27 protein-coding genes are annotated in these 25,604 nt (G+C 64.7%); 8 read left to right on the forward strand and 19 right to left on the reverse strand.

All coding sequences use genetic code 11. The features are described 5' to 3' along the window. Window positions 1–41: 41 nt before the first annotated feature. The 9 genes from ASG39_RS21295 to ASG39_RS21335 all read right to left on the reverse strand — a co-directional run bounded on the left by ASG39_RS21295 (window position 42) and on the right by ASG39_RS21335 (window position 8,702). Window positions 42–953: an ABC transporter permease gene (locus ASG39_RS21295; RefSeq protein WP_062596946.1), complete on the reverse strand. Its 912-nt coding sequence runs from the start codon at window positions 951–953 to the stop codon at window positions 42–44. After that, complete coding sequence (locus ASG39_RS21300; protein ID WP_062596947.1) at window positions 950–2,047, reverse strand: ABC transporter permease; 1,098 nt, start codon at window positions 2,045–2,047, stop codon at window positions 950–952. The genes ASG39_RS21295 and ASG39_RS21300 overlap by 4 nt, the downstream gene beginning before the upstream one ends. After that, window positions 2,044–3,567: an ABC transporter ATP-binding protein gene (locus tag ASG39_RS21305; protein WP_062596948.1), complete on the reverse strand. Its 1,524-nt coding sequence runs from the start codon at window positions 3,565–3,567 to the stop codon at window positions 2,044–2,046. Before ASG39_RS21305 ends, ASG39_RS21300 begins: the two co-directional genes overlap by 4 nt. A gap of 3 nt (window positions 3,568–3,570) precedes the next feature. Beyond that, on the reverse strand, window positions 3,571–4,674 hold the full coding sequence (locus ASG39_RS21310; RefSeq protein WP_156468231.1) for a BMP family ABC transporter substrate-binding protein: 1,104 nt from the start codon (window positions 4,672–4,674) through the stop codon (window positions 3,571–3,573). A 24-nt stretch (window positions 4,675–4,698) separates the two neighbouring features. Then, a complete protein-coding gene (locus ASG39_RS21315; RefSeq protein WP_062596949.1) occupies window positions 4,699–6,078 on the reverse strand; it encodes an amidohydrolase in 1,380 nt (459 codons plus the stop codon). A 1-nt stretch (window position 6,079) separates the two neighbouring features. Beyond that, window positions 6,080–6,739, reverse strand: a complete 660-nt coding sequence (locus ASG39_RS21320) for a glutathione S-transferase family protein (RefSeq protein WP_062596950.1) — start codon at window positions 6,737–6,739, stop codon at window positions 6,080–6,082. Beyond that, on the reverse strand, window positions 6,739–7,605 hold the full coding sequence (locus tag ASG39_RS21325; protein WP_062596951.1) for an aromatic ring-hydroxylating dioxygenase subunit alpha: 867 nt from the start codon (window positions 7,603–7,605) through the stop codon (window positions 6,739–6,741). Before ASG39_RS21325 ends, ASG39_RS21320 begins: the two co-directional genes overlap by 1 nt. Next, window positions 7,602–8,267, reverse strand: a complete 666-nt coding sequence (locus tag ASG39_RS21330) for a Rieske 2Fe-2S domain-containing protein (protein WP_062596952.1) — start codon at window positions 8,265–8,267, stop codon at window positions 7,602–7,604. The genes ASG39_RS21325 and ASG39_RS21330 overlap by 4 nt, the downstream gene beginning before the upstream one ends. 165 nt (window positions 8,268–8,432) lie before the next feature. Beyond that, window positions 8,433–8,702, reverse strand: coding sequence for a hypothetical protein (locus ASG39_RS21335; protein ID WP_062596953.1), 270 nt, complete (start codon window positions 8,700–8,702; stop codon window positions 8,433–8,435). Window positions 8,703–8,866: 164 nt separating this feature from the next. Between ASG39_RS21335 and ASG39_RS21340 the strand changes: the two genes are divergently transcribed. After that, a complete protein-coding gene (locus ASG39_RS21340) occupies window positions 8,867–10,309 on the forward strand; it encodes a phospholipase D-like domain-containing protein (RefSeq protein WP_062596954.1) in 1,443 nt (480 codons plus the stop codon). Between the two features lie 19 nt (window positions 10,310–10,328). Here ASG39_RS21340 and ASG39_RS21345 read toward each other — a convergent pair whose 3' ends face one another. The 4 genes from ASG39_RS21345 to ASG39_RS21360 are packed head-to-tail and all read right to left on the reverse strand — an operon-like array spanning window position 10,329 to window position 13,596. Next, entirely contained in the window at window positions 10,329–11,348 is a 1,020-nt protein-coding gene (locus ASG39_RS21345; protein WP_062596955.1) for a zinc-dependent alcohol dehydrogenase family protein, read from the reverse strand. Between the two features lie 20 nt (window positions 11,349–11,368). Then, complete coding sequence (locus ASG39_RS21350) at window positions 11,369–12,055, reverse strand: D-lyxose/D-mannose family sugar isomerase (protein WP_062597072.1); 687 nt, start codon at window positions 12,053–12,055, stop codon at window positions 11,369–11,371. Window positions 12,056–12,086: 31 nt separating this feature from the next. After that, entirely contained in the window at window positions 12,087–12,872 is a 786-nt protein-coding gene (locus tag ASG39_RS21355) for an SDR family oxidoreductase (protein ID WP_062596956.1), read from the reverse strand. A 4-nt stretch (window positions 12,873–12,876) separates the two neighbouring features. Beyond that, window positions 12,877–13,596 (reverse strand): FCD domain-containing protein, encoded by a 720-nt coding sequence (locus ASG39_RS21360; protein ID WP_244481292.1) that lies wholly within the window; start codon window positions 13,594–13,596, stop codon window positions 12,877–12,879. A gap of 139 nt (window positions 13,597–13,735) precedes the next feature. On the opposite strand from ASG39_RS21360, the gene uxuA reads away from it, so the two are divergent. Beyond that, the gene (gene uxuA / locus ASG39_RS21365) at window positions 13,736–14,926 is read left to right on the forward strand and encodes a mannonate dehydratase (RefSeq protein WP_062596958.1); all 1,191 of its coding nucleotides are present in this window, start codon (window positions 13,736–13,738) and stop codon (window positions 14,924–14,926) included. Between the two features lie 34 nt (window positions 14,927–14,960). Here the strand turns inward: uxuA and ASG39_RS21370 are convergent, their stop codons facing one another. The 4 genes from ASG39_RS21370 to ASG39_RS21385 form a co-directional block, all read right to left on the reverse strand. After that, window positions 14,961–15,224, reverse strand: a complete 264-nt coding sequence (locus ASG39_RS21370) for a hypothetical protein (protein ID WP_062596959.1) — start codon at window positions 15,222–15,224, stop codon at window positions 14,961–14,963. A gap of 33 nt (window positions 15,225–15,257) precedes the next feature. Further along, on the reverse strand, window positions 15,258–15,683 hold the full coding sequence (locus tag ASG39_RS21375) for a DUF3429 domain-containing protein (RefSeq protein ID WP_062596960.1): 426 nt from the start codon (window positions 15,681–15,683) through the stop codon (window positions 15,258–15,260). Beyond that, window positions 15,680–16,693 (reverse strand): FAD-dependent oxidoreductase, encoded by a 1,014-nt coding sequence (locus ASG39_RS21380; protein WP_062596961.1) that lies wholly within the window; start codon window positions 16,691–16,693, stop codon window positions 15,680–15,682. The genes ASG39_RS21375 and ASG39_RS21380 overlap by 4 nt, the downstream gene beginning before the upstream one ends. Before the next feature lie 98 nt (window positions 16,694–16,791). After that, window positions 16,792–17,139, reverse strand: coding sequence for a DUF393 domain-containing protein (locus ASG39_RS21385; RefSeq protein WP_062596962.1), 348 nt, complete (start codon window positions 17,137–17,139; stop codon window positions 16,792–16,794). Window positions 17,140–17,316: 177 nt separating this feature from the next. On the opposite strand from ASG39_RS21385, the gene ASG39_RS21390 reads away from it, so the two are divergent. The 6 genes from ASG39_RS21390 (at window position 17,317) to ASG39_RS21415 (ending at window position 23,707) form a co-directional block, all read left to right on the forward strand. Next, window positions 17,317–18,072: a GntR family transcriptional regulator gene (locus ASG39_RS21390; RefSeq protein ID WP_347360168.1), complete on the forward strand. Its 756-nt coding sequence runs from the start codon at window positions 17,317–17,319 to the stop codon at window positions 18,070–18,072. Continuing rightward, a complete protein-coding gene (locus ASG39_RS21395) occupies window positions 18,065–18,418 on the forward strand; it encodes a TIGR04076 family protein (RefSeq protein ID WP_062596963.1) in 354 nt (117 codons plus the stop codon). Before ASG39_RS21390 ends, ASG39_RS21395 begins: the two co-directional genes overlap by 8 nt. 10 nt (window positions 18,419–18,428) lie before the next feature. After that, window positions 18,429–19,481, forward strand: coding sequence for an aldo/keto reductase (locus ASG39_RS21400; protein WP_062596964.1), 1,053 nt, complete (start codon window positions 18,429–18,431; stop codon window positions 19,479–19,481). Next, entirely contained in the window at window positions 19,478–20,737 is a 1,260-nt protein-coding gene (locus tag ASG39_RS21405; protein WP_062596965.1) for an ABC transporter substrate-binding protein, read from the forward strand. The genes ASG39_RS21400 and ASG39_RS21405 overlap by 4 nt, the downstream gene beginning before the upstream one ends. 691 nt (window positions 20,738–21,428) lie before the next feature. Beyond that, entirely contained in the window at window positions 21,429–22,565 is a 1,137-nt protein-coding gene (locus ASG39_RS21410) for a CaiB/BaiF CoA-transferase family protein (RefSeq protein WP_277995979.1), read from the forward strand. A gap of 26 nt (window positions 22,566–22,591) precedes the next feature. Continuing rightward, window positions 22,592–23,707, forward strand: a complete 1,116-nt coding sequence (locus ASG39_RS21415) for an extracellular solute-binding protein (RefSeq protein WP_062597075.1) — start codon at window positions 22,592–22,594, stop codon at window positions 23,705–23,707. Window positions 23,708–23,718: 11 nt separating this feature from the next. On the opposite strand, the gene ASG39_RS21420 is transcribed toward ASG39_RS21415, so the two are convergent. Next, window positions 23,719–24,573, reverse strand: coding sequence for an amidohydrolase (locus ASG39_RS21420; RefSeq protein WP_062596966.1), 855 nt, complete (start codon window positions 24,571–24,573; stop codon window positions 23,719–23,721). A gap of 94 nt (window positions 24,574–24,667) precedes the next feature. Further along, window positions 24,668–25,465, reverse strand: a complete 798-nt coding sequence (locus ASG39_RS21425) for an IclR family transcriptional regulator (protein ID WP_062597076.1) — start codon at window positions 25,463–25,465, stop codon at window positions 24,668–24,670. Window positions 25,466–25,604 lie beyond the last annotated feature (139 nt).

The raw sequence follows: 25,604 nt of genomic DNA on the forward strand, positions 1-25,604 counted from the left end.
GCAATCCAAACGCAATCACGCTTGCGACGTCGTTGCTACCTCTACCGCTCGAACGGCTCGCCGAGCGAGGCGACGCCGTTGAGTTTGAGGAGGCGCCGGTCGGCCGAGATGATGCCGAGGACGATGATGGTGACGAGGTAGGGGAGGCTGGACAGGAGTTGCGAGGGCAGGTCGAGGCCTGTGGCCTGTGCGGCAAGCGACATCAGCGACACCGCCCCGAACAGGCAGGCGCCGAGGAAGATGCGGCCGGCGAGCCAGGTGCCGAACACGACGAGCGCGATCGCGATCCATCCGCGGCCGGCGATCATGCCGTCGGCCCAGAGCGGCGTGTAGACCGCGGCCGCATAGGCGCCGGCAAAGCCCGCCATCATGCCGCCGAAGGCGATGGCCGCGACCCGCACGGCGATCACGGGATAGCCGATCGCATGGGCCGCCTTCGGGTTCTCTCCGACCGCGCGAAGGACGAGCCCGACCCGGGTCAAGGCAAAGGTGGCCCAGATCGCCAGCGTCGCGGCAAGGGACAGCCAGACGACCATGTCCTGCACGAAGAGACCGCCGACGATCGGGATTTCGGACAGGCCGGGCACGGCAAGTTTCGGCAGGCCCTTGATCGTCAGGCTCTCGTAGCTTTTGCCGAACAGCGCCGAGAGGCCCTGTCCGAGAATGCCGATAGCAAGACCGGTGGCGACCTGATTGGCCCGAAAGCCGAGAGCGACGAAGGCGAAGACGAGCGAGAGGAGAGCACTCGCCGCACCCGCCGCGAGGAACCCGAGGATATGGCCCCCGCCGTGATAGACGGTGATGAAGGCGATGACGGCGCCGAGCGCCATGAGGCCTTCCACCCCCAGATTGAGGACGCCGGCGCGCTCGACCACCATTTCGCCGAGCGCTGCGAGCAGGAAGGGGGTGGCCGCGGCCAGCATGCCGGCCAGGATGAACTCGATCGCGTTCATGTCGGGTTCCTTGTGGCGGTCGGCCAGGCGAGACGGTAGCGCACGAAGGACACCGCGATCAGATAGGACAGAAGCAGGACACCCTGGAAGACCCGCACCACGGCAATGGGCAGGTTGGCCGACACCATCGCATTGTCGCCGCCGATATAGATGACCGCCATGACCAGCGAGGAAACGATGATGCCGAGCGGATGCAGGGCCCCGAGATAGGCGACGATGATCGCGGCATAGCCGTAACCCGTGGGGATGGAGCGCTGCAACTGCCCGAGCGGGCCGGCAACCTCCGCCGCGCCGGCCAGACCCGCCGCAAAGCCGCCGATCAGGAGCGACAGCCAGATCGCGCGGCCTTCGCTGAAGCCGGCATAGCGCGCGGCGCGCGGCGCCATGCCGCCCACCTGCAGCGTGTAGCCCATGAAGCTCTTCTGCATGAACACCCAGGCGGCGAGAGACGCGGCGAAGGCGAGGAGCAGCGAGACGTTGACCCGGGTGCCCGGGATGAGGGTCGGCACCATCGCATCATATTGAAACAGCACCGATTGGGGAAAGTTGAAGCCGTTCGGGTCCTTCCAGGGCCCGAGCAGCAGAAAATAGAGAAACTGGATCGCCACCAGGCTCAGCATCAGCGAGACGAGGATCTCGTTCGCATTCAGCCGGACCCGCCAGAAGGCCGCGATCGAGGCCCAGAGTGCACCGCCGACGGCCCCGAGCAGCAGCATCGATGGCCAGATCCAGCCGCCTGTCGCCTGCGGAAACCAGACCGGAATGGCCGAGGCGAAAATGGCGCCGAGCACGAACTGGCCCTCCGCCCCGATATTGAAGACCCGCGCGCGAAAGCCGATCGCAAGCCCCTGTGCGATCAGCAGCAGGGGCCCCGTCTTCAGGAGCACCTCGGAGAAGGAGGCCCAGGACAGAAAAGGCTCGAGAAGCATCGCGTGCAGCACCGTGGCCGGATCCCGATCGATGGCCACGGACAGGAGCAGATTGAGAAGGATCGCAACGGCGAGCGCGATCGGCGGTGCGATGAGCGTTGCGGTCAGCGACGCACGGTCGCGGCGCACGAGGGAGGGGAAGAGATCGAGGAGAGATCGTGTCATGCCGTGGTCTTTCCGCCCTGCGCCTGTGCGCCGATCATGTAGCGGCCGATCTCCTCCGGCAGGGTGTCCCGCGTGATCAACGGCCGGCTGAGCGTTCCGTGGTAGAGCACCTGGATCGTGTCGCAGAGCTCGAACAGCTCTTCGAGTTCCTCGGAGATGACGAGGATGGCCATGCCGGCATTGCGCAGCGCGATGAGCCGCTGGCGGATGGCCGAGGCGGCGCCGATGTCCACGCCCCAGGTCGGTTGCGCGACGAAGAGCAGCTTCGGCGCCAGCATGATCTCGCGTCCGACGATAAATTTCTGGAGATTGCCGCCCGAGAGCGAGCCGGCTTCGCTTTCCGGCCCGCCCGTGCGGACGTCGAAGTCGCGGATGCAGTCGGTCGTGAACGCGCGCGCCCGGGCGCGATCGACGAGGCCCCGTTTCAGGAGGTTCAGCGGATGCGCCGTCAACAGGCTGTTGAGCACCAGCGACATTTCGGGGACCGTGCCGCGGCCCAGGCGGTCTTCCGGCACGAAAGCGAATCCAAGGGCACGCCGCTCCGCCGGGCGCAGCGGCCCGACATCCCGGCCCATCATGAAGATGCGGTCCGGATGCTCGCGGCCGAGCCGGGTCTCGCCCGAAATCAGGCCCGCCAACTCCCTCTGGCCGTTGCCGGAAACGCCGGCAATGCCCAGGATTTCGCCGGCGCGGACGGACATCGTGATCTGGGAGAGGGGGACGGCGAAAGGATCATCGGGCGTGTGGTCGAGGCCGATGATCTCCAGCTGCTTGTCTCCGTCCGCAAAGGGCACGGCCGGGATCGGCTCGGGCATGTCGCGGCCGATCATCATCCGCGCGAGATCCTGCGCATCGTGCTCGCGCGGATCGACGTGGCCCGTCACCCGGCCGCCGCGCAGGATCGTCGCCCGATCGCAGATCGCCCGGATCTCGTCCAGCTTGTGGGAGATGAAGAGGATGGAGACGCCACCGTCACGCAGGCGTCGCAGCGTCTCGAACAATTTTTCCACCAGCTGCGGCGGCAGCACGGAGGTGGGTTCGTCGAGGATCAGAAGTTTCGGATCGGTCATCAGGCAACGGATGATCTCCACCCGCTGGCGTTCCCCCACGGAGAGCGCATGTACCTGGGCCAGCGGATCGACGTCGAGGCCGAAGCTGCGCCCGAGCGTGCGGATGCGGTCGACCAGCGCGGCCTTGCGGCCGGGCACGACGAGCCGGATGTTGTCGACCACCGTCAGGGTCTCGAACAGCGAGAAGTGCTGGAAGACCATGCCGATGCCCTTGCGCCGCGCGTCCGCCGGCGACGCAAGGCTTAAGGGTTCGCCCTGCCAGACGGCGGCTCCGCCATCCGGCTTTTCCACGCCGTAGATGAGTTTCATCAGCGTCGATTTGCCGGCCCCGTTTTCGCCGAGGATCGCATGGATCGAGCTTTCGCCCACATCGAGATCGATCTCCCGATTGGCCTTGATCGGACCATAGCTCTTCGAAATGCCGCGAAGCGACAGAAGCGGGGCTGTCATGACTTACTTGGGCAAGGGGGTGGCGACACCCTTGACGTGCCAGTTCATGGCGATGATTTCCGCATCCGCCATCGTCGCGCCGGCTGCCACGCCCTCGCTGCCATCCGCCTTGGCGATCGGCCCGGTGAACGGCGAGAAGCTGCCGGCCGCGATCTTGGCCTCCAGGTCCTTGATCTTCGCCATGGTGTCGGCGGGGATGGCCGGGTTCCAGTCCACGACCTCCACGACCTTTTCCGCAACGCCGAGAAACGCGTTCGCGCCCTTGAACGTGCCGGCCACATGGGCATCGACGGACGCCTTGAAGAAGGGCGACCAGTCGGTCGCGACGCAGCCGAGATAGGTCTTCTCGGCATATTTCTTCATCGAGGAATTCAGGTTGAAGGCGTAAATGCCGGCCTCTTCGCAGGCTGCGACCACCGAGGGCGTGTCCTGCGCGTTGGAGAAGATCACATCGCATGTCTGTGCGATCAGCGCCTTGGCGGCCTCCTGCTCCTTGGCCGGGTCGAACCAGGAATTGACCCAGACCACGGAGACCTCGATCGCAGGATTGACCGCCTGCGCGCCGAGCGTGAAGGCATTGATCGAGGTGATGAGTTCCGGAATGGCGAAGGCCGAGACCGAGCCGAGCTTGCCGGTCTTGGACAGGGCGGCGGCGGCCATGCCGAGCAGGTAGGTGCCCTGGAAATACTTGGCGGCAAACGGCGAGAAGTTCGGCGCAACCTGAAAGCCGGAGGCGTGCAGAACGGTGACGCTCGGGTCGCGGCGGGCGATCTGCAGCGCCCCGTTCTGGTATCCGAAGGAGCCGGCGATCAGCACCTTGTTCCCGTCGGCAACCGTTTTGGTCATGATGCGGTCGGCATCGGGGCCTTCGGCGATGTTTTCGAGAATAGTGACCTTCACCTTGTCGCCATAGGCGGCCTTGATCGGCTCGAGGCCGGCGGCGAGCGCGTGGCCCCAGCCCACATCGCCGACCGGCGAGGGGATGACGAGGGCAATGCCCAGCGGCTCGTCGGCGGCAAAGGCAAGGCGGCTGCCCAGCGCACCGGCAAGGCCGGTTGCCGCAGCGGCTTTCATCATGTGTCGGCGTGTCAGTTCGGTGTTCACCATTGTCGGTTCCCTTTGTTATCGTTCTTAGAATTCAACGGTTGCGAGCGCGGCTTCGGCTTCGGCGGCCAGTTTCGCCTCGTCCAGCCCCGGAAACTCGCCGTTCTGCCAGACGACACGGCCATTGATCATCGTCATGTCCACCGTGGCGCCGATGCCGACGCGCGCAATCAGGCTCAGCGGGTCGTGCCGTGTGCCGACATAGTCCATGCGGCGCGTGTCGATGGCGAAGAGATCCGCGGCCATGCCGGGCGCGAGGCGGCCGATGTCGCGGCGACCGAGCAGGCTCGCCCCGCCGCTCGTGCCATAGCGCAGGAAATCGACCGGCGGCGGCACGGGATGCGCGCGGGTGGACGAAACCAGGCACTGGAGCATGTAGGCCGAGTGCAGGCAGTGCATCAGGTTGGAATTGTCGTTGGAGGCCGCACCGTCGCAGCCGAGCCCGAGGCGCAGGCCGAAGGCGGACATGGCGGGGATATCGGTCACCTCGGCGCCGACGAGATAGACCGGTTCCGGGCAATGGGAGACACCCGTGCCGCTCGCCGCCATCGTCCGCAGTTCGTCATGGGTCAGCTCCCAGCAATGGGCGTAGAAGGTGTCCGGCCCGGCAAAGCCGAGGTCTTCCAGATAATCGACGGTGCGCCGCCCGTGCCGCGCCTGCATGACCGGGCTTTCGCCTTCGCCGACATGGGTGTGCAACATCACGCCGCGGTCCCGCGCCAGCGCCACGGACTCCACGAAGGTCTCGCGGTAGCAATTGACCGGCTGGCAGGGCGCGACGACGACCTGCCGCATGCTGAACGGGCCGGCGTCGTGATAGGTGTCGATCAGGCGGTCGCAATCGGCGATGAATTCGTCCGTCGTCTCCAGCATCTCGTCGGGGATCGTCGATCCCTCCGATTTCGGCAGCGTATTGCCGCCGCGACCGGCGTGGAACCGCATGCCCAGGAGATCGGCAGCCTCGAACTGACGGTCGATCAGCCGCTTTCCGGCGTGGCGGGGAAAATTGTACTGGTGGTCGAAGGCGGTGGTGCAGCCGTGCTTGATCAGTTCGGCCATGGCGGTCAGCGACGATTGGTAGAAACAGGCCTCGTTGAGCTGTGAAAAGATCGGATAGATGCGATCGAGCCATTCGATCACCGACAGCTTCGTCCAGTCGAGGTCGGCCCGGTTGCGCACGAAGCACTGGAAGAAATGGTGATGCGTGTTCACGAGGCCGGGGTAGACGAACCAGCCGCTGGCATCCTGCTCGACGGTGCCGGCCGGCAGAGATCCGAGCGCGAGATCGGCGCCGATGGCGGAAATGGCGGACCCTCGCGTGAGGAGATCGACATTGCGGCGCACGAAAGGACCGTCGCCCTCGTCCACGATCACGGCCGCACAATTTCTGAGGAGATAGCCGCTCATGTCAGACCTCGCTCTGTTCGAGATTTGGTTCGGGTTTCAGCTCATGCAGGCGGTGAATGCCGGGCATCTCGATGAAGCCGGGGAGCGCGCGAAGCGCGCGCGACCAGAGGCGGATCGCCGGATAGGGATCGAGCGACACGCCGCCGTCCGGCGCCAGCGCCACATAAGGGAAGCAGGCGATATCGGCGACGGTCGGCCGGTCGGACACGAGGAAATTCCGGCCCCGCAGCCGCTGCTCGACGAGACCCGCCTCCAGTTCGCGAAGTGCGGCGATGCCCGCCGCCTGCAAAGCGGCGAGATCGCCCGGACGCAGCAACATTTCGTGCAGACGCGCACCACCGAGGCTCGTCGTCAGCCGGCCCGAGAAGGACAGCCACTGCTGCTCGCGCGCAGCATCTTCCGCCGAGGCGCGCCCGAGCCATTCCGGCGCTGCTTTGGCGGCGAGATAGACGAGGATCGCCGCGGACTCCGTGAGGATCAGGTCGCCATCGACCAGGATCGGGATGGAGCCGCCCGGGTTGAGCGAAAGCAGTTCCGGGCCGCGATGCTCCCCGCCGGGGTGGAAATCGACGGCCCTGAGGTCGAGTGTCGCGCCGGCAAGCGCTGCCATCAGGCGAACTTTGTAGCAGCTGGGCGAGAGGATATAGTCGTAGAGTTTCATTATCGCGCCACCAGCTGAGCGCCGTAGGTGAAATTGTGCCGCTTCAGCCAGCGCCGATAGGCGATGGACGTCAGGTCGGCCCGTGTCGGAATTTCCATGCCGGGATCGAGCGGCAGGAGCCGGGGGATCTGGTTCTCAAGGATCGAGCGATCCTGCAGGAAGATCATCTGCTGGAAATGGATGAGATCCGTCATCGATGTCTCATCGTCGAACAGCGCCATCCAGGGCCAGACGTCACACCGATCCTCGGCCAGCGGCTGGACGAAGAGCGTGATCACATCCCATTCGCTCGGCCGCGGCGGGCAGGTCTTGTAGAGCACGGAACAGGTCGGCGCGGGCACGCGGTACATATATTCGGTCGTGATGCCCCCGCTGGCCGACTTCGAGGCCTGTGGCTGGTAAAATTTGACCTGGGTCGCCCAGACCTCGTCCACATCGGGCCGGATCTCGGCCGTGTAGTTCAAGACCTCGGTATGCGGTTCGGCGCCGAGCACATCGGTGTGGACGAACGGAAAATGGGCGATGTCGAGGAAATTCTCGACCGCGCGCAGCGGCGAGCAGCGCACCCGCACGACGCCGACATCCACAAAGCGCCGACCCGGCTGATCGGCCTCCGGAATCGGGAAGATATCCTTCGTCGGTGCGCCGACCGACGACCAGACATGACCATAGCGGACCTTGACCGGCAGGATGCGACCGTTGCCGCCCGTGACGATCGGACGGCCGTCGGCATCGCCGGCGACCACGATCGGCTCGCCCATGAGCGCCGTGTGCCGGCCGGCCCTGTCGAGCTGGCTGACGAGGCCGACGGGATACCATTCGTCGAGCATGGCTTGACGGTAGGGGGCGGGATCAGATCCTGTCATTGCACGTTCCCATTTGCAGAGGCCGTCTCCGCCATCCGCCGCAGCCTCTCGACGTTGCGCGAAGCCGCGATGCGTTGAGGCGCGTGGCTTCCCGTCGCCACCAGCACATGGACAACCGTCCGGACACCGGTCTGGCTTTGTTGCGAACCGGACAGCAGCAGACAGAGATCCTCGCCGTCCCGCGTAATCTCGATCAAGCCGTCGGCGTTTGCCGGTACACCGGCAGCAGCCTCGATCGCTGCGCGGTCGGCCTCGATTGTCAGCGAGCGCAAGGGGGTCAACCCGTCCAGCGATGGCGGATCCGACGCGGGCGTGCCTTCCGCGACCCAGACGACACCTCCGGCATCTCGCACCGCATGTGTCGCCACGCGGATCGTCTCGGGCGGCGTCAGGCCGGGATGCGCGGGAATGCGAACACAGTGTCCGCTCATCCCGTAGCTCCATCCATGATAGATGCAGGAAAGCGCCTCGCCGCGGACAAAACCATGCGACAGGCTCATGCCGCGATGGGGACAGCGATCCGCCGAAGCTGCGATCTGTCCGGCCTGGCTTCGCCACAGGGCGATGGTGCCGGCGGAGACATGGGCCGGAATGACAGTTCTGGAGGGAATGTCGGCAGAAAGGGCGACTGGCGTCCAAAAGCCTGTCGTATCGGAGCGCATGCGTTCATTTCCCGGGAAGATTCAACTCTCTCAAGGGGACGATACGGCTCGTGCCGCCGGACCCTCAGCTCCGTCCGGCTTAGGTTTGCATATAAAAACCGCATTGGCAATCATGGTCAAATAACGGGCAACAAGATTCTGTACGCCCCGGCCAAGCCGTTGTTTTCACGCCAGTCGTCGCGTCTCCAGTGGCTGGCGGTCGATCGTCTCCACCCAGACATCGATCGGACCCAGAAGGCAGCCGACCTCCAGCATGTCGATCAGCTCTTCCGGTCCACGCAGGTCGAGTTCGATCCGCCGGTTATCGGCATGGGAAATCGTCTGGCGCAAACCCAGCTTGGCGGCATGCCGGTTGATCCAGGGGAGGAAGGCGGCGATATCGAGGTCGCCGAGGATCGTCATCCGCTGCTGCAGCTCGTCCCGCTCGTCCTGCATCGTCCCGACTCCGTTCTTTCGCGTTTTTGACCGGAGTATCCTCGACCATCAAGTGCTTGGGATCAATCCGTCGCGGATGAAGAGGACAACTTCCGGGTTCGGAGATGGCCAGGCGACGAACCGACCCTATCTCTGCTGCTGAAAAGTTCAGGGAGCGGGGTGCGATGCAGACAATTCTGGCGGAAGGTGAGACCTGCTGGCGGACCGCCCGCGCTGACAGGCTTTCGGTCATCGTCGATGCCGAGGCCTTCTTTCGCCATGCGCGGACGGCGATGATGAAAGCCAAACGATCGATCGTGCTGATCGGCTGGGATTTCGACACGCGCATCGACCTGGTGCCGGGCAAGAGCACGGACGGTTCGCCTGACAAGCTCGGCCGGTTTTTCAACTGGCTCGCCAAGCGCAACGACGCGCTGAACATCCGCATCCTCAAATGGGACATGGGCCTGTTTGCCTCGCTCGTGCGGGGCGAGACCCCGGTCTACATGCTGGGCTGGCTGTTTTCGGATCGCGTCAGCCTGAAGCTCGACAGCGCCCACCCGGCCATGTCCGCGCATCATATGAAACTGCTGGTCATCGATGACGCGGTCGCCTTCTGCGGCGGCATCGACATGACGGTCGGACGGTGGGACACGACGGATCACATCGAAAAGGACAAGCGCCGCCGTTCGCCGCTCGGCTTTCCGCAGGACCCCTGGCATGACGCGACGACCTGCTTTTCCGGTGAGGCCGCGGCGGCTCTGGCCGAACTCGCGCGCTCCCGCTGGCAGGAGGCCACGTGGGAAACTCTGGAGCCCGTCGAGAGCGGATCGGACGCCTGGCCGGACGATCTCGCCGTGGGTTTTCGGGATATCGATCTGGGCATCGCCCGCACTCTGCCGCAATACGACGAGCGCCAGCAGGTGGTCGAGATCGAGACGGCAACGCTCGCGATCATCGCCGCGGCGCAGAAGACACTCTATATCGAAAGCCAGTATTTCGCATCGCGTCGGATCGCCGAAGCCCTGGCCGGGCGTCTGGCGGAGCCGGAAGGCCCAGAGATCGTCGTCATCAATCCGGAAGGCGCGAACGGCTGGCTCGAGGCGCAGGTCATGGACTCCGCCCGTATCCGCCTGATGAAGCTCGTGCGCGATGCCGACGGGTTCGACAGGTTCCGCATCCTCTATCCGGTCAACGATGCGGGTACGCCGATCTATGTCCACGCCAAGATCATGATCGCCGACGACCGCATCCTCAAGCTCGGCTCCGCCAACCTCAACAATCGGTCCATGGGCTACGACACGGAATGCGACGTGCTGATCGAAGCGCCGGAAAACCGGCCGGAGACGGCGCAGACGATCTTGGCCTGTCGCAACGCGCTGATCGGCGAACATCTCGGGCGCACCGAGCACGAGGTGGCCGCGGCCATCACCGAGCATGGCTCGCTGATCAAGGCCATCGAGGGGCTCACGGCCGAGACGGGACGGCGGCTGGTGCCGGTGGTCATGCGGGAGCTCACGACGGCGGAGGAACTGATGGCGGAGTCGGATATCGCCGATCCCGAACGGCCGGCCGGTGTCAAATACAAGACGGCAAAATTCCTCAAACGGCGGTTCCGTCGGCCCTGAGGACACGTGCCAACGGAGCTCAGGGCACGACGAGGACGCGGATCTCACCGTTTCCGGCAGGGTGGGAAATGGCCTCGGCGGCATCATCGAGGCGGATCGTGCGGCTGACGAGTTCGGCGACCTTGACCGTGCCCGAGGCGATGAGGGCGGCCGCCCGGGCATGGGTAAACGGGTTCAGGAACGAGGGGATGACCCTGACTTCGCGAAACAGGAGGTCGAACGGCGAGAACGCGACCGTCGTGCCCTGCGGGAGAACGCCAAGGAGGATGACGGTTCCGCCGCGTCGCGCGAGGTGAGGCGCCTGTTCGACGGTTTCAGTCAGTCCGGCGCATTCGAACACCACATCCGCCCCACCGGCTATCACGCCCTGAGCCCCGACGGTGCGGTCGATGACATCGCCCGAAGAAGGATCGAGCGTTGCCGTCGCGCCGAGATTTTCGGCAAGTCTGCGCTTGCTCTCGCTGCGCGTGACGAGGACGACATCGGTTGCGCCCGCCAGCCGTGCGAGTTGCACGACGAGCAGCCCGATGACGCCGCCGCCGATGACGATGACGGAGGCTCCCGGTTTGATCTCCGCCAGATCGACGCCGTGCAGGCAGCAGGCGAGAGGTTCGCAGAAGGCGCCATGCAGGGAATCGAGCGTCTGGGGCAGGACGAAAGCCTGCGTTTCCGGCAGGATGACGAATTCCGCAAAGCCGCCATTGCGATGAATGCCGATGGCCTGAAGGTTGTGGCAGAGATTGACACGGCCCCGGTGACACTCCGGGCAGCGGCCGCAGGCGATGTTCGGATCGCCGGTCACGCGCATGCCGGGCGCAAAACCCGAGACGTGCTCGCCGATGGCTTCGATGACACCGGAGAATTCGTGCCCCAGCGTGACCGGCGGTTTTGCGGGAAACTCTCCGAGATAGAGATGCCGGTCCGTGCCGCAAATGCCGCAGGCCTCCACGCGTACGAGGAGGTCATGCGGACCGGGCTCGGGCCTGGCGGTCTCCCGCAAGGCCAATTGTCCGACATCATCGAGAAAAAGCGCTTTCATCCTATTCCTCCATCCTGCGTTCAGGAGAGCCAGGCCGCATAGTCGGAAACGAGCAGCCGGGCCGGGGCCTCGTCCTCCTCGATCCCGGAAAACCGGGTCACATCGGGGTTCTCGAAGATATTGTCGGCGGTATCGTCGTTGACGGTCGAGACCTCCGCGACGAAGACGTCCGCCGTTTCCGCCCAGAAGGCATGCCAGTCGCCAGGCCGCAGCGTCACGCTCTCTCCAGGGGCAAGCGCGAGCTTTGCGCCCGGCGGCAGCACGCGCTCGATGCCATCGCAGAGCACGGTCGTGCCCCGGGTCCGGTCGCAGCGCCCGTCGGTGTCGCCGAAGAGCTCGATGACCAGCGTTCCCCCGCCGCGATTGATGATGTCCTCGGTCTTCAGGACATGCGTGTGGCTGGGCGTGACCTGATGTTCCCGCGAGATCATCGCCTTTTCGGCGTAGAGCATGCCGCCGCCGCGCTTCAGGTCGGCCAGTCGGCCGTTGCGGGTCGTGAACAGAAGAAGCCCGGTTCGCGCGAAATCGCCGAGGCCGAAATCGGTCATGTCCCAGCCGAGACCCGCATCGATGATGTTGCCGATCTCGCCCCGGCGCGCCTGCATCTCGGCGGGCGTCCAGTTGGCGAAGGGCGGCAGGATGTAACCGTGGGAGGCCATGAAGGCCTGGGCCTCACGCAGGATGCGGTTGATGTCGCTTCTCAGCAGCTTGTTCGTCATGGCAGTTCTCCCGGATGTTTCAACGCACGCCGATGCCGGCGGTGAGACCGCCGTCTATGCGGTGGTCGGAGCCTGTGATGAAGGCGGCCTTGTCGGAGACGAGGAAGGCGACGAGATCCGCCACTTCTTCCGGCTCGCCGATCCGCCCGATCGGGTGGGCGGCGCCGAACCGGCGGAAAACCTCTTCGATATCCGCGTCCGGTCCCTCGAATGTGCGCGCCGCCAGCGCCAGAATGGGCGAGCGCACCGAACCGGGGCTGATCGAGACGACGCGGATGCGGTCCGCGGCGAAATCGAGCGCCATCGCCCGGGTCATCGCGTGAATGGCGCCCTTGGAGGCGACATAGGCGGAAACGCCGCTCTGGCAGGCATGGCCCTGGACGCTCGACAGGTTGACGATAACGCCGCCGCCGCGCCTGCGCATCTCGGGCACGCCGAACTGTGCCGTCAGGTGGATGGAGCCGACATTGACCGCCATGCAGCGCAGAAAATCCTCGAACGGCGTCTGCGTCGCATTACCATAGGGATGGATCGCGGCGGCATTGACGATGATATCGATGCCGCCGCCGGGCGCAGCAGCGGTCGCGATCGCCTGTTCGACGGCTGTGGGGACGGACACATCGACGTCGAGCACCGACATCGCAAGGCCGATCGAACCGGCGTCGTCGCGCAGCGCCGCATTGGCCGCCTGGTCGATCCCGAGAGCAAACACCGTCGCTCCGCTCTCGCCGAGATTAAGGGCAACGGCCCGTCCGATGCCGGTCGTGCCGGTGACGACGGCGATTTTTCCCGCCAACGCGCGCATCTCTTCACTCACGTTCCGTCTCCTGCTGCTGTCCGGATCGATATGTCTCAGCGCCGGGCATGAAGACGAGCCCTGCACTCAAGTGCCGGTCCATGTGGTAGGCAAAGCCGATCCGGTCGCGGCTGCGCAGCGCCTCCACGATCGCCTGATGCTCGATGAAGACGTGCTCCAGCGTGGATCGCTTGGTCTTGCCCGCCATCATCAGCCGGCGGATGACCGGTTTCAGCATGCCATAGGTCTCCGTCAGCGTGCGATTGCCAGCCGCAGCGACGAGCGCCATGTGAAAGGCATAATCGCGCTCCGAGGCCTCGTCGGCGCTGCCGGCCGTGGGTATGGCGGCGTTGATGGCCTCCAGCCGGGCCAGAGCCTCCGCATCAAGGTGCGCCATCAGCAGGTCGAAGAGGTTCATCTCGGTCAGGCGCCGAAAGCCCTGAATGTCCTGGAACGCATCCGTCGAGACCTCCATCGCAAAGGCGAAGAGGTCCTGCATGGCCGTGTTGTGCCCGTCTGTGAGGACCGCGCCGAGCTTCTGGCGGGATTCCGCAATGCCGTAGGCCTTCAGTGTGCGGATGGCTTCGCGGATCGTGCCGCGGCTGGTCGCGAACATATCGGCAAGTTCGACCTCGCCCGGCAGGACGTCGCCGATGCCCATGCGGCGGTCGCGGATCATGGCGCGGATCTGGATCACCACTTCATCCACGGCCGACGCCTTCGTGTCCGGCATGTGGGATGTCGCAGTCACTCTTGCAGCCATCTCGACGGCCTCGACGTTATGTTAGGCATTTTCGCCTGGAAATGGTTTGATCTTGCATTTCCATCCCTCTGATGTGTTTATTGTCCTACATTAAATCGAGGAGACGTCAATGCTGGAAAGTTGGAGATGGTTCGGCGAGAGCGACCCGGTGACCCTGTCGCATGCGCGCCAAGCCGGTGCGCAGGGCATCGTCACGGCCCTGCACCACATCTATGACGGTCGCGCCTGGTCTCTCGAGGACGTTTCCGAGCGGAAGGCTGCCATCGAGCGTGCCGGCATGGTCTGGTCGGTCTGCGAATCCATTCCGGTCAACTCCGCGATCAAGCTGCGCAACGGGCAATGGCGCGACTATGTCGATCGCTGGAAGGTGAGTCTTGCCAATCTGGGCCGCGCCGGCATTCCCGTCGTCTGCTACAATTTCATGCCGGTGGTCGATTGGACGCGTACGGATCTGCGGTATCCGACCGCGACCGGCGGGCTCGCCCTGCGGTTCGATATGGCCGATTTTGCCGCCTACGATCTGTTCGTGCTGAAGCGCGCCCGAGCTGAGGAAAGCTACCGGCCCGATCTCGTGGAAACGGCGCGCCGGCGCTTCGAGGCTCTGTCCGACGACGCCTTGCTGCGGCTCGAGACCAATATTATCGCGGGCCTCCCGGGCAAGGAGGATACGCATACGCGCGAGGGTATCCGCACCCAGATTGCCAGTTTCGACGAGATCTCCTCGGCCGACATGCGCGCCAATCTCATCGCGTTCCTGAAAGAGGTCGTGCCGGTTGCGGCCGAGCACGGGGTTCGCCTTGCGATCCACCCCGACGACCCGCCGTTCTCGCTGTTCGGCCTGCCGCGTGTCGTCTCGACCGCCGAAGACATCTCGGCCATCCTTGAGAGTGTCGATCATGAGGCCAACGGGTTGACGCTGTGTGCCGGCTCCTACGGCTCGCGACCTGACAACGACCTGACGCAGATGGCGACGCGGTTTGCCGACCGGATCCATTTCGTGCATCTGCGCAACGTCCGCAAGGAAGCGGACGGGTCTTTCATCGAGTCGGATCATCTCGATGGCGATGTCGATATGGTCGCACTGGCGACCGCGCTGCGGCGCGAAGAACGGCGGCGCGAAGCGGCGGGACGGACAGACAGCGTCATCCCCTTCCGCCCCGACCACGGCCATCTCCTGATCGACGATCAGGCGAAGACCGTCAATCCGGGCTATTCCTGCATCGGTCGGCTCAAGGGGCTGGCCGAGCTGCGCGGCGTCATCGCCGCCGTCGATGCATTCGACGGCGCGCGTCCCGTCTGAGGTATCGTGTCTCCAGCGGCGACTACCTGGCCGACTACATGGCCGACATATCGTCCAGAAGGTTCTGCGCGAGTTCGCTGATGGCGACCTCGGCTTCTTCGAGACCCCAGCCGACCTTCTCGGCCTCTTTCGCCAAGCGCTGGAACGGCGGCGGAAGGCGGCCGGAGGCGGTCTCGACGATGTTTTCCGGCGTCAGACCCTTGGCGATGTCGAGGAACGTCTGCTCCACGGCTTCCTGGCAGGCGATGTCCCTATCGGGATAAGGCCCTTTTCCGCGCGGCTTGTTCAGTAGCAGCATGTCTTCTCGCTCCTGTCGTTATCCGGTGCGGGTCTAAGCCAGTCGGTAGAGCATCGCAACATAGGCAATCGCGACGACGACGGTCACGCCGGTGCGAAGCCTGACATACCATCTCTGTCCGACATCCGCTGCAAAGACGATCCTGTCGGCGAGAAGCAGGAGGCCGAAGACGATCAGCTGAAGCCCGGCCGAGAGCGCGGGCTGCTGTAGAAGCAGCGTGGCGAAGGAGAGGAGTGCGAGAACATTGCTCGCGATAATGGTCGCAAGCCCCGCCCCGCCCCTCTGCGCCACACCCCAGAGCGTGCCGGCCATGAAGGCCGAGATGACGGCGCCATAGGCAAGGAATGCCTCCACCATATCGATGCCGAAGAGGCTCGCGGGCGCCAGGAGCAGCAACCAGAACGGCAGGGCGCCGGCATAGGTCAGCAGGGTGGATGTGGCTTTCGACATCGGCGTCATTCGGCTGGTTTCCTCAGCATCGGAACGAGCGCGTCCGCCAACTGGCTGGCGCTCTGAAAGGCGGCTTCGACGCGGCCGGCGATGCACCAATCTCCGCAACAGGCGAGGTGGCGCTCCGGATCGAGCAGAAACGGCCGGCCGGCAGACCGTGCGACATTGGCATAGCGCCAGCGCTTGATGACGGCGCCCGCAGCCTCGCCGGCATCGAGCGGCACATAGCGACGCAGGGCGTCGATCATCTCCGCCTTCACACCGTCCAGCGGCGCCTCGATATGCGCGTCCGACCAGTGCGGACTGGCATTCACGACAAGACACGGCGGCTCCCCACGGCCGGGTTTGCGATCGTTGCGCGAGATCCAGCTGAGGACCGGATCATCGAGGCGCGCAGCTGCAAAGGGCGTGTCAGCGCCGGCGCGCAGGGTCACCATCAGGGTGAAGCAGGCATTCATTGCTGTTTTCTGCACAGCATCGCGATGACCGAAGGTCGATGGCAACAGCCTGGCCGACTGTGGTGCCGGTGCGGTTGCGATCACCCAGTCGAAGGGGCCGATGTCTCCCGTTTCCGTCTTTAAGATCCAGTTTCGTGGCGTCCCGGTGATCGACGCGATCTCGACATTAAAGGCGATATCGCAGTCTTTCGCCATCCAGGCCGGCAAGGCTTTCATCGATGGCGCGCCGACATATCGCGCCTCGCTTTGCCGCGGCGCGCTTGCCGTCGCAGGACCGTCTGCGGGTGTGGCGGGCAGAGAGACGATGTCGGCGTTCCAACGGTCTGCAGCGCCGTCCGCGATCGCCCCGTCCAGCAGGCTGCGAAAGCGCGGGTCGCGGAGGGTGAAGTATTGAGCCCCGTGATCGAACGACACGCCCCCGATCCGTCTCGTCGCCATCCGGCCGCCGACAGCCTTGCTCTTCTCGAAGATACGGACGGAGGCGTGGCTGGAGAGAACCCTTGCGAGCGTCAGCCCGGCCATTCCCGCACCGATGATCGCCACGCGTTTCGGATTGCTCATCTTTCTCCCGATCCGTTCTTGCGCCTCTGCGCACGTGGCGAGCCGCTGATCCACGATCTAACGCCGCCGCCCGTGACGGCAACTGCCGGGATGACGCTTCATCGAAACAGGCGCTGCAGACGCGGGCGGACCCGAAGGAATCCCCGATAGGCCATGTCGAAGAGGGGCGTTACCGGTTTCCAGCCGGCGGCGATGCCAAGCGGCCGCAGCACCGGGATCGCCCGCCACATGGCCGCGAAGGCCGCCGCGCCCGACAACAGCCGGCCGTTCTCTTCGGCATGGAAGCGTGCGAGGATCTCGCCTCTGTCGATCGGGCAGGACGCACGGGGGTCGCAGGCATCGACGAAGCGAATGGCACCTCTCCGGTCGAGCCGTCGCATCAGCGAAATCTCGCGCTGGCAGAGCGGGCAGCTGCTATCGAACCAGACGGTGACGGTCTCGACCATGCCTCGGAACTCCAGAAGCCGCGTGGCCCAGCAGGCCCGAAGGTTGATCGCGGTGTCTGCGAGATACGGGACTGCTGTCTCTCCGGATCAAGCGTTCACCTTTCATAACCTCGAAATCGGCTTGCTTTGATCGGTGATGTTTGATCAAACTTTCTGCCTAGAGGAGCTTGGCTTGTGGTGACGAAGGTGCGTGGCATCGTGGGATCGGATCGCTCGGATGACGGCAGGGAGGAGGTCGCGCTCTCTCCGGTCGGGCGCGAGACGCTGCAGGATCGCGTCTACGCCCAGCTTCGCCATTCGCTGATCAACGGCATGTTCGATGCCGGCGACGTGCTGCGCATCGTCGATCTCGCCGAACGGCTTCAGACGAGCACCATGCCGGTTCGCGAGGCGCTGGGGCGTCTCGTCTCGGAAAAGGCGCTGGAATCCCTGCCCAACCGCTCCGTTCGCGTGCCGTTGATCACCCGCTCCCGGCTTGACGATCTCGCCCGCGCCCGTATCCTGATCGAAGGGCGGATGGTCTCGCTGGCGCTGCCGCATCTGACGCGCGACGATCTCTCCGTTCTGAAGCAGGCCAATCTCGATTGCGATGCGGCCTTCGAGGAACATGGCCGGGATATCGGCCAAGTTACGTCCGCGCTGAATCAGCGCTTCCATTTCCACCTCTACAGCGTCGGGCGCTCGCCTGTACTCCTGTCGATCGTCGAGAGCCTCTGGCTGCAATCCGGCGCGATCATCCGGCAGGCGGCGCAGATCCACGACGCGCAAGGCGGGCTGGCCGCGACGGACCATCACTGGGCGCTGATTGCAGCCCTGGAAGCCGGCGACGAGGCGGCCGCGCTGCAATCGCTCACCAATGATATCAGCCGCTCGTTCAACCTCATCCGCGGACGGCTGGACACGCAGGAGACAGCGGAGGTGCGATATGGCTGAGGCTGGCGACGACGGTTTCGACCTCTACGATCTGCGCGTCGATATCGTCATTCCCGAGGGCGGCGTCGTCTATTGCGGCGCGAGGCCGGGAGACCATTTCGAGCTGCGCGGCGAGATGCTGCATCTGCCGGAGGGGCAGGGTTTCTCGATCTATTCCCTCGCATCCGTGCTGCCGCTCCTCGCCGCCAAGCAGAGGCCGACGCATCGCAACGACTGGATGACGACGGACACGGAGATCGCCTGCCCGGACCCCAACTGCTCGACCCGACTGCGGATCACGCGGCTGCGCCACCGGCGTTTCAGCCATGCCGCCACCACCGCCGTCCCCCTGACCGACGAAACATAGGCTTCCCGACATGCAACGCTTTGCCATCGCCCCCGACTACGAGATTTCCCGCGTCATCCGCGGCGGCTGGCAGCTGGCCGGCGGCCATGGAGCCATCGATGCCGATGCGGCGGTGGACGACATGATCGCCTTTGCCGATGCCGGCATCACGACGTTCGACTGTGCCGATATCTACACCGGCGTCGAAGAGCTGATCGGCCGCTTCCGGCTTGCCTATGGTCGCCTGCGCGGTGCGGAAGCCCTGTCGCGCATTCGTGTCCATACCAAGTTCGTACCCGATCTCACGGTCCTCCCGACCATCGACAAGGCCTATGTCGAGAGCGTCATCGATACCTCGCGCAAGCGGCTGAACCTCGAAACGCTCGACCTGGTCCAGTTCCACTGGTGGGCGCTCGATGTTCCCGGCTGGCTGGAGACGGCGGGATGGCTGCGGGAGCTTTCGGAGGAAGGCCGGATCGGAAAGGTGAGTCTCACCAATTTCGATACCGACCACGTGGCGGCCATCATCGAGGCCGGCGTTCCCGTCGCCTCGCTGCAGCTGCAATATTCGCTGCTCGACCGACGGCCGGAAAAGCGCATGGTCGATCTCGCCCGCGACAAGGGCTTTGCCCTGTTCTGCTACGGCACGGTCGCCGGCGGCTTTCTCAGCGATCGCTGGCTGGGGCAGTTGGAACCCGAGCATCCGCTCGAAAATCGATCGCTGACGAAGTACAAGCTGATCATCGACGATTTCGGCGGATGGGATCTCTTCCAGTCCCTGCTCGCCACGCTGCGCAGCATCGCCGACCGCCATGGAACCGATATCGCGACGGTTGCGAGCGCTGCCCTGCTGACGAAGCCCGCCGTCGCTGCCGTGATCGTCGGCGCCCGTAACCGCAGCCATCTGCCGGCCAATCTCGCCATCTCCGATATCGCGCTCGATGGCAGCGACCATGCGGCTCTCGATGCCGTGCTGGCCGAGGCGCTGCCGCTGGACGGCGATGTCTATGCGCTGGAGCGCGACCGCACGGGTCGCCACGGTTCCATCATGAAATACAATCTCAACAAAGGGGAATCAAAATGAGATCGTCCTATCTGCTCGCCGCCCTGTTCACGACGCTGGCCGCATCCGCATCGCCCGCCCTTTCCGCCGATTGCGACATCACGGTCGGTCTGGTGATGGAATTGACGGGGCCGGCCGGCGAGTATGGCCAGGCAGGTGCGAAATCCGTCGAGATGGCCTTCCGCGACATCAACGAGGCCGGCGGCGTGGCGGGCTGCAAGCTGGTGGCGGACACGCGCGACAGCCAGAGCCAGGGCAACGTTGCCGTCGATCAGGCGACGCAGCTCGTCAACATCAAGAAAGTGCCGGTCATCATCGGCGGCATCATCTCCTCCGTCTCCATTCCGATCCTGACCTCGGTGACCGCGCCGGCCGGCGTCGTGCAGGTGTCCCCGGCCTCTTCTTCGCCGACGCTCACCGCGCTCGGTCGCGACGGCAAGACCAACGGCGTCTTCTTCCGCACCATCACCTCGGACGCGCTGCAGGGAACGGCGGCGGCGAAATACGCGATCGACCAGGGTTTGAAAAAGATCGCCATCATCAACGTCAACAACGACTTCGGCGTCAACATGGTGCGCGAATTCAAGACGGCCTACGAAAAGCTTGGCGGCACGATCACCACGACGACCCCCTATAACGAGAAACAGTCGAGCTACGCCTCCGAGGCGAGTGCCGCGATGGCCGGCGAACCGGATGCGCTCTATCTCGTCAGCACGCCGGTGGACGGCGCCACGATCGCCCGCGCCTGGATTTCCGGCGGCGGCAAACAGACTTTCCTCCTGAACGACGGCATGAACTCCAAGGACTTCATTGAGAGCGTCGGCGCGCAATATCTCGAAAACGCCTATGGCACCTCCTCGGGCACCAGCCCGACGGCCTCGACCGAATATTTCAACGCCAATTATGAGGCCTTCTCCGGCGGTATCGCACCCTCGGCGCCGGCCGCCGATCGGTCCTATGACGCCGGCGCGATCGTCGGCCTCGCCATTGCCAAGGCCGGCAAATCGGATGCGGCGGCCATCAAGACCGCGATGCGCGAGGTCGTGGCCGCGGGCGGCACGCCGATCCATGCGGGCAAGGAGGAGTTCGTCAAGGCCCTGTCCCTGATCAAGGAGGGCAAGCCGGTGAAATATGAAGGCGTCATCGGCCCCGTCAGCTTCGACCAGTACGGCGATATCACCGGTCCGTTCCGCCTGTGGAAAATCACCAATGGCGACGTCACCACCGTGGGCGAACTGAGTGCCGACGAGGTCGGCAAACTGAAAGACGGCAAGTAAGCTTCTGAAGGTGCGAGGGGACCGGCAGGCGCTGTCCTGCCGGACCCCTCGCAGCCATCTTGCGAAGCGGATGCGCGTCGGCGTGTCCTTCGCGATCGTCTTCTTGGCGGATGCCCGCCTGCTTGTCTCGGCATCGCCGCCAAACGTGACGATGCTGTCATGGCCCCGGTTCGATGGCGGGCAGCCATTTGCCATCATCTGAACGCGTATGATGCGCCGTGATGCTGCCGCGCGCCGGCGGCATGCCGAGCGGGTCTGGTCGTCCCGTCTCCTTGGCGAAGGACGACGCCGAGGTCAGGCTCTCCGCCTAGCCGAAAACCTTCCGAATTGCCGTTGATGTCGTGCCCGTCCAAGATGACGGAGAGACTGTCGCGTTCAGCCGCGTTTTTCCGAGTCCCTCGCGGTCCGGAGCGGCACGCTCCTGTGTGATCGTCACCCCTTGTAAATGTCATCCATATGTGAACACTATATTCACATAAGAAGGCATGAGGCGGGCCATCGGGAGATGTACAGCAGCCTTGCTGCTGGCACGCTCCCGCCTGGAACGGTCTGGCCAGCCGTCCGATCGCTCCTCTGAAAACCTCGGCGATCTCGCCGTCATCGAAAAGTCAGCGTCATGCCCCTGTCCGATCTCCCGACCTCCGTTTCCTCCTTCGCCACCACAGCGGAGAGAGATGGTTCAGACCTTCCCTTGAGCGGACTGCTCGTCTTGGACATGAGCCAGTTCCTGTCCGGCCCGTATTGTTCGCTGCGGCTGATGGATCTCGGCGCCCGCGTCATCAAGATCGAGCGTCCCGATGGGGGCGACCTTTCGCGGCGGCTTTATCTGAGCGACACCGAGATCGGCGGCGATTCCACGATCTTCCATGCGATCAACCGTGCCAAGGAAAGCCTGGCGATCGACCTGAAGAACACGGACGACCTTGCAGCGCTGTGCAAGCTGCTGGAGCGCGCCGACGTCGTCATCCAGAATTTCCGCCCCGGCGTCATCGAGCGGCTGGGGCTCGACTATCCCAAGGTCAGGGCGATCAATCCCCGCATCGTGTTCTGCTCGATCAGCGGCTACGGCACTGAAGGTCCATGGGTATCGCGGCCGGGCCAGGATCTTCTGGCGCAGTCGCGGTCGGGCGTCATGTGGCTGAACGGCGACGAGGGGCAGGGGCCGGTGCCCTTCGGGCTTGCCATCGGCGACATGCTGGCCGGCGCGGCCGCAGCGCAGGGGATTCTCGCAGCACTCGTTCGCCGCGGCGTCACGGGCAAGGGCAGCCATGTCGAAACCAGTCTGCTCGAAGCGCTGGTCGATCTGCAGTTCGAAGTCCTGACCACGCATCTGAACGACGGCCGTCGCTTGCCGAAGCGCTCGGATTTCCGCAGCGCGCACGCCTATCTCTCGGCCCCCTACGGCGTCTATCCCGCAGCCGACGGTTATCTCGCCATCGCGATGACGCCGATCCCTAAGCTCGCGGACCTTCTGGAGATGGACGAGCTCGCGCCGTTCCGGGACGACCCCGCGAGCTGGTTCACCGCCCGCGACGCGATCAAGGCGCTGATCGCCAAACGCATCTTGGAAAAGACCATCGACGAATGGCTCGCCATCCTGGAGCCGGCCGATATCTGGTGCGCCAAGGTGATGGACTGGAACGAGCTGATGGAAAGCGACGGCTTCCGGCATCTCGACATGCTGCAGACGGTCACGCGCGACGATGGCGTCTCCATCCACACCACGCGCTCGCCGCTGCGCATCGACGGCGTGCGCCCGACGTTCGCGCGTGCCGCCCCGAAGATCGGGGAGCAGAGTGCCGCCATCCGCAAGGAGTTCGGCCTGTGAGCGCGCAATCCATCACGCTCAAGGGCATGACCTGGAACCATCCGCGCGGTTATGATCCCCTGGTCGCCTGCGCGCGTCTCTGGCAAGAACGGACGGGTGTCACCGTTACCTGGGACAAACGGTCCCTGCAGGATTTCGAGACCTATCCTGTCGAGGAGCTGGCGCGCGCCTACGATCTCATCGTCATCGACCATCCGCATGTCGGCCAGATCACGCGCGAGAATTGCCTCGCGCCGCTCGACGTGCCCGGCAAGGCAGCCGAGGCCGAAGCGCTTCGTGCCGGCAGTGTCGGTGCGTCCTTTCCGAGCTATCATTGGCAAGGTCGGCAATGGGCGCTCCCGATCGACGCCGCGACGCAGGTGCAGGCGTTCCGGCCGGATCTCCTGTCCGCACCCCCGCAGCGATGGGGCGAGGTGTTGGAGCTCGCTCGTGCGAGCCGCGTGCTGCTGCCCCTTCGTCCGCCGCACAGCCTCATGAGTTTCTACACGCTGGCGGCCAACCTCGGCACGCCGTGCGTTGTCGATGGCGACATGTTGATCACACCCGAGGCCGGCGCGGCTGCGTTCGAGGCGCTGCGGGAGCTTGCCGCGCTCGTGCCTTCGTCGTGTTTCGAGATGGACCCGATCGCCGTCCTCGAAGCCATGGCGGATAACCGCTCGGCGCATGCCTTGTCGCCGCTGATCTACGGCTATGTCAGCTATGCCATGAAGGGCTTCCGGGAAAAGCCAATCCATTTTCACGACATACCGTCCGCGGGTCACGAAGGGCCGGTCGGCTCTGCCCTCGGTGGCACCGGCATCGCTGTCTCCGCTTTCTCGGCCTCGCCGCGCGAGGCGCTCGATTTCGCCTACTGGATCGCGAGCGGCGATGTCCAGAAGACCGCCTATGCGGCTTCCGGCGGGCAGCCGGGACACGCCGCAGCCTGGGAAGACGAGACGGTGAACGCCGCGACCGCCGATTTCTATCGTGCCACGCGGGCAACGCTGGAGGCGGCCTGGGTTCGGCCACGCCATGATGGCTACATAGCGTTCCAACAGGCGGCGTCTGAGACGATCAATCGCGGCCTTCTGGAAAGGCGGCCGGCCTCGGCGGTCGTCGCCGACCTCAACGGCCTTTTTCGCGAGAGTTTCAAGGCGCGCTAGTCACCTCGTCCTCATCCCCGCCTGGGGAGGTCGAGGCTCCAGAGCTTCAGGGCGTTGCCGGCGAGCAGCGCGTGGCGCTCGGCGTCGCTGCTGGTTGCCAGCAGAGCATGCGTGGCGGCAACCCAGGTCGAGAGACTGCCGGCGAGCGTGCAGACCGGCCAGTCGCTGCCCCAGACCACCCGGTCCCAGCCAAACTGCAGGATCGCAGTTTCCACGTAAGGTCGGATCGTTTCCACCGACCAGCTGTCGGGATCCGTATAGGCGATCAGCCCGGAGATCTTGCAAACGACGTTCGGCCGGCGTGCAACGTTCTTCAACTCGTCCCGCCACAGCGACATGTCGCCCGAACGGATATCGGGCACGCCGCAATGGTCGAGGATGAACGTCACGTCCGGCGCGAGGTCGGCCAGCGCGGCCGCATGACCCAGCTGCCGCGGCAGGGTGCAGAGATCGAAGGTGAGGCCGGTACCCCCGAGACGTTTGATGTTGTCACGAAAAACGGCGCTTTCCGAAAGCGAGTCCGGCATGACGTGCAGGACGCGGCGAAACCCCTTGACGAGCGGATTGTCGCGCTGGCGCTCCAGCATCGCGGGAAACGTCTCATCCTCCGGCCGGCAGGCGGCGATAGCGCCGACGATCAGGCTTTCGGGCGTTGCTGCCAGTTGCCCGACATGCCGCGTCTCCGCCTCGATCTCGTCAGCGGCGACATCGACCTCCATGTGCAGGCTTGCGGCGATACCGCAACGGAGCGCCTCCTGGCGATAGGTTTCATAAAGATAGTCCCGATCGAGCGCCGGCACTGCGGAAAGCCAGGGATAGGTGAGCGCCGTCTTGTCGATCAGATGAAGATGGGTGTCGATGATCATGGATGCTCCTCCCCGGGCAATGCGCGCGCAACACTCTCACAGGCAGGCAGAGGTTTCAAATAAGAATGCAGTCGCCCGCCGACAGTGCGGAGCCTCAAGCCTCTGCCGGCGCATCGTGCTGCACATCGGAGCCTGCCAGAAGGGAGAGCTGCTCGGCGGTCTTCTGCAGGAGAGAGATCGTGGTCGAGATGTCCGGCGCCGTCGGTGCGTTGACGAGGCTGATATAGGGAACGGTCAGAGCGGCGATGCTGCGGCGGTCCGGCCCGAGAATGGGCGCCGACAGGTTGAACACGCCAGCCGTCTGGGCGCTCGCCATCATCTCGTAGCCGCGGGCGCGGATTTCGTCCAGGCGCACGAAGAACTCCGGCGTCAGCCCGATCTCCGTCCGGCTCTTCACATGCTCGGAAATCATCATCTCCCGTTCCTCCGGCGGGCGAAAGGCGAGGAGCACATGGCCCGAGCCGGTATCGAACAGACTGATATGCGAGCCGACACGAATGGAAATGCCCCAGTAATCCGGGGCTTCCTGTTGCGCGATGACGACGGCCGAGCCACGGTCGAACACCGCGAGCTGGTTTGCCTGCCGCGTCCGCTGGGCGAGATCGCGCATCAGCGGCGTCGCATAGGCGGCGAGACGACGCGTCGGCGCGTGCAATTGCGCCAACCCGAACAGCTTGAGCGTCAGCGAAAATCGGTCGCCATCGATGCGGGTGATGTAGCCGCGCCGCACGAGGCGATCGAGCATCCGGTAGAACTCGTTGGGGCTGCGATTGAGTTTTTTGGAAATCTCCGCCTGTGTCAGCCCACCATCGACACCGGCCAGAAGCTCGAGGATATCCAGCCCCTTGTCCAGCGCCGGTGCGCGGTAGCGATCGTCTTCTGCGTCCGACATGTCGGATCCCCTGTGAATATCGAATTCCATATACGAAGATCGAGAGGCCGACAAAACAAACTTGTGCTTGACGCCGCGTGAGAATAGCGTTTGTATATGAATGAACTTCTCGTGGATGGGAGGAACGGCTTCCGAGGAG

Source organism: Rhizobium sp. Leaf371, from assembly GCF_001424045.1.
Taxonomy (GTDB): domain Bacteria; phylum Pseudomonadota; class Alphaproteobacteria; order Rhizobiales; family Rhizobiaceae; genus Ferranicluibacter.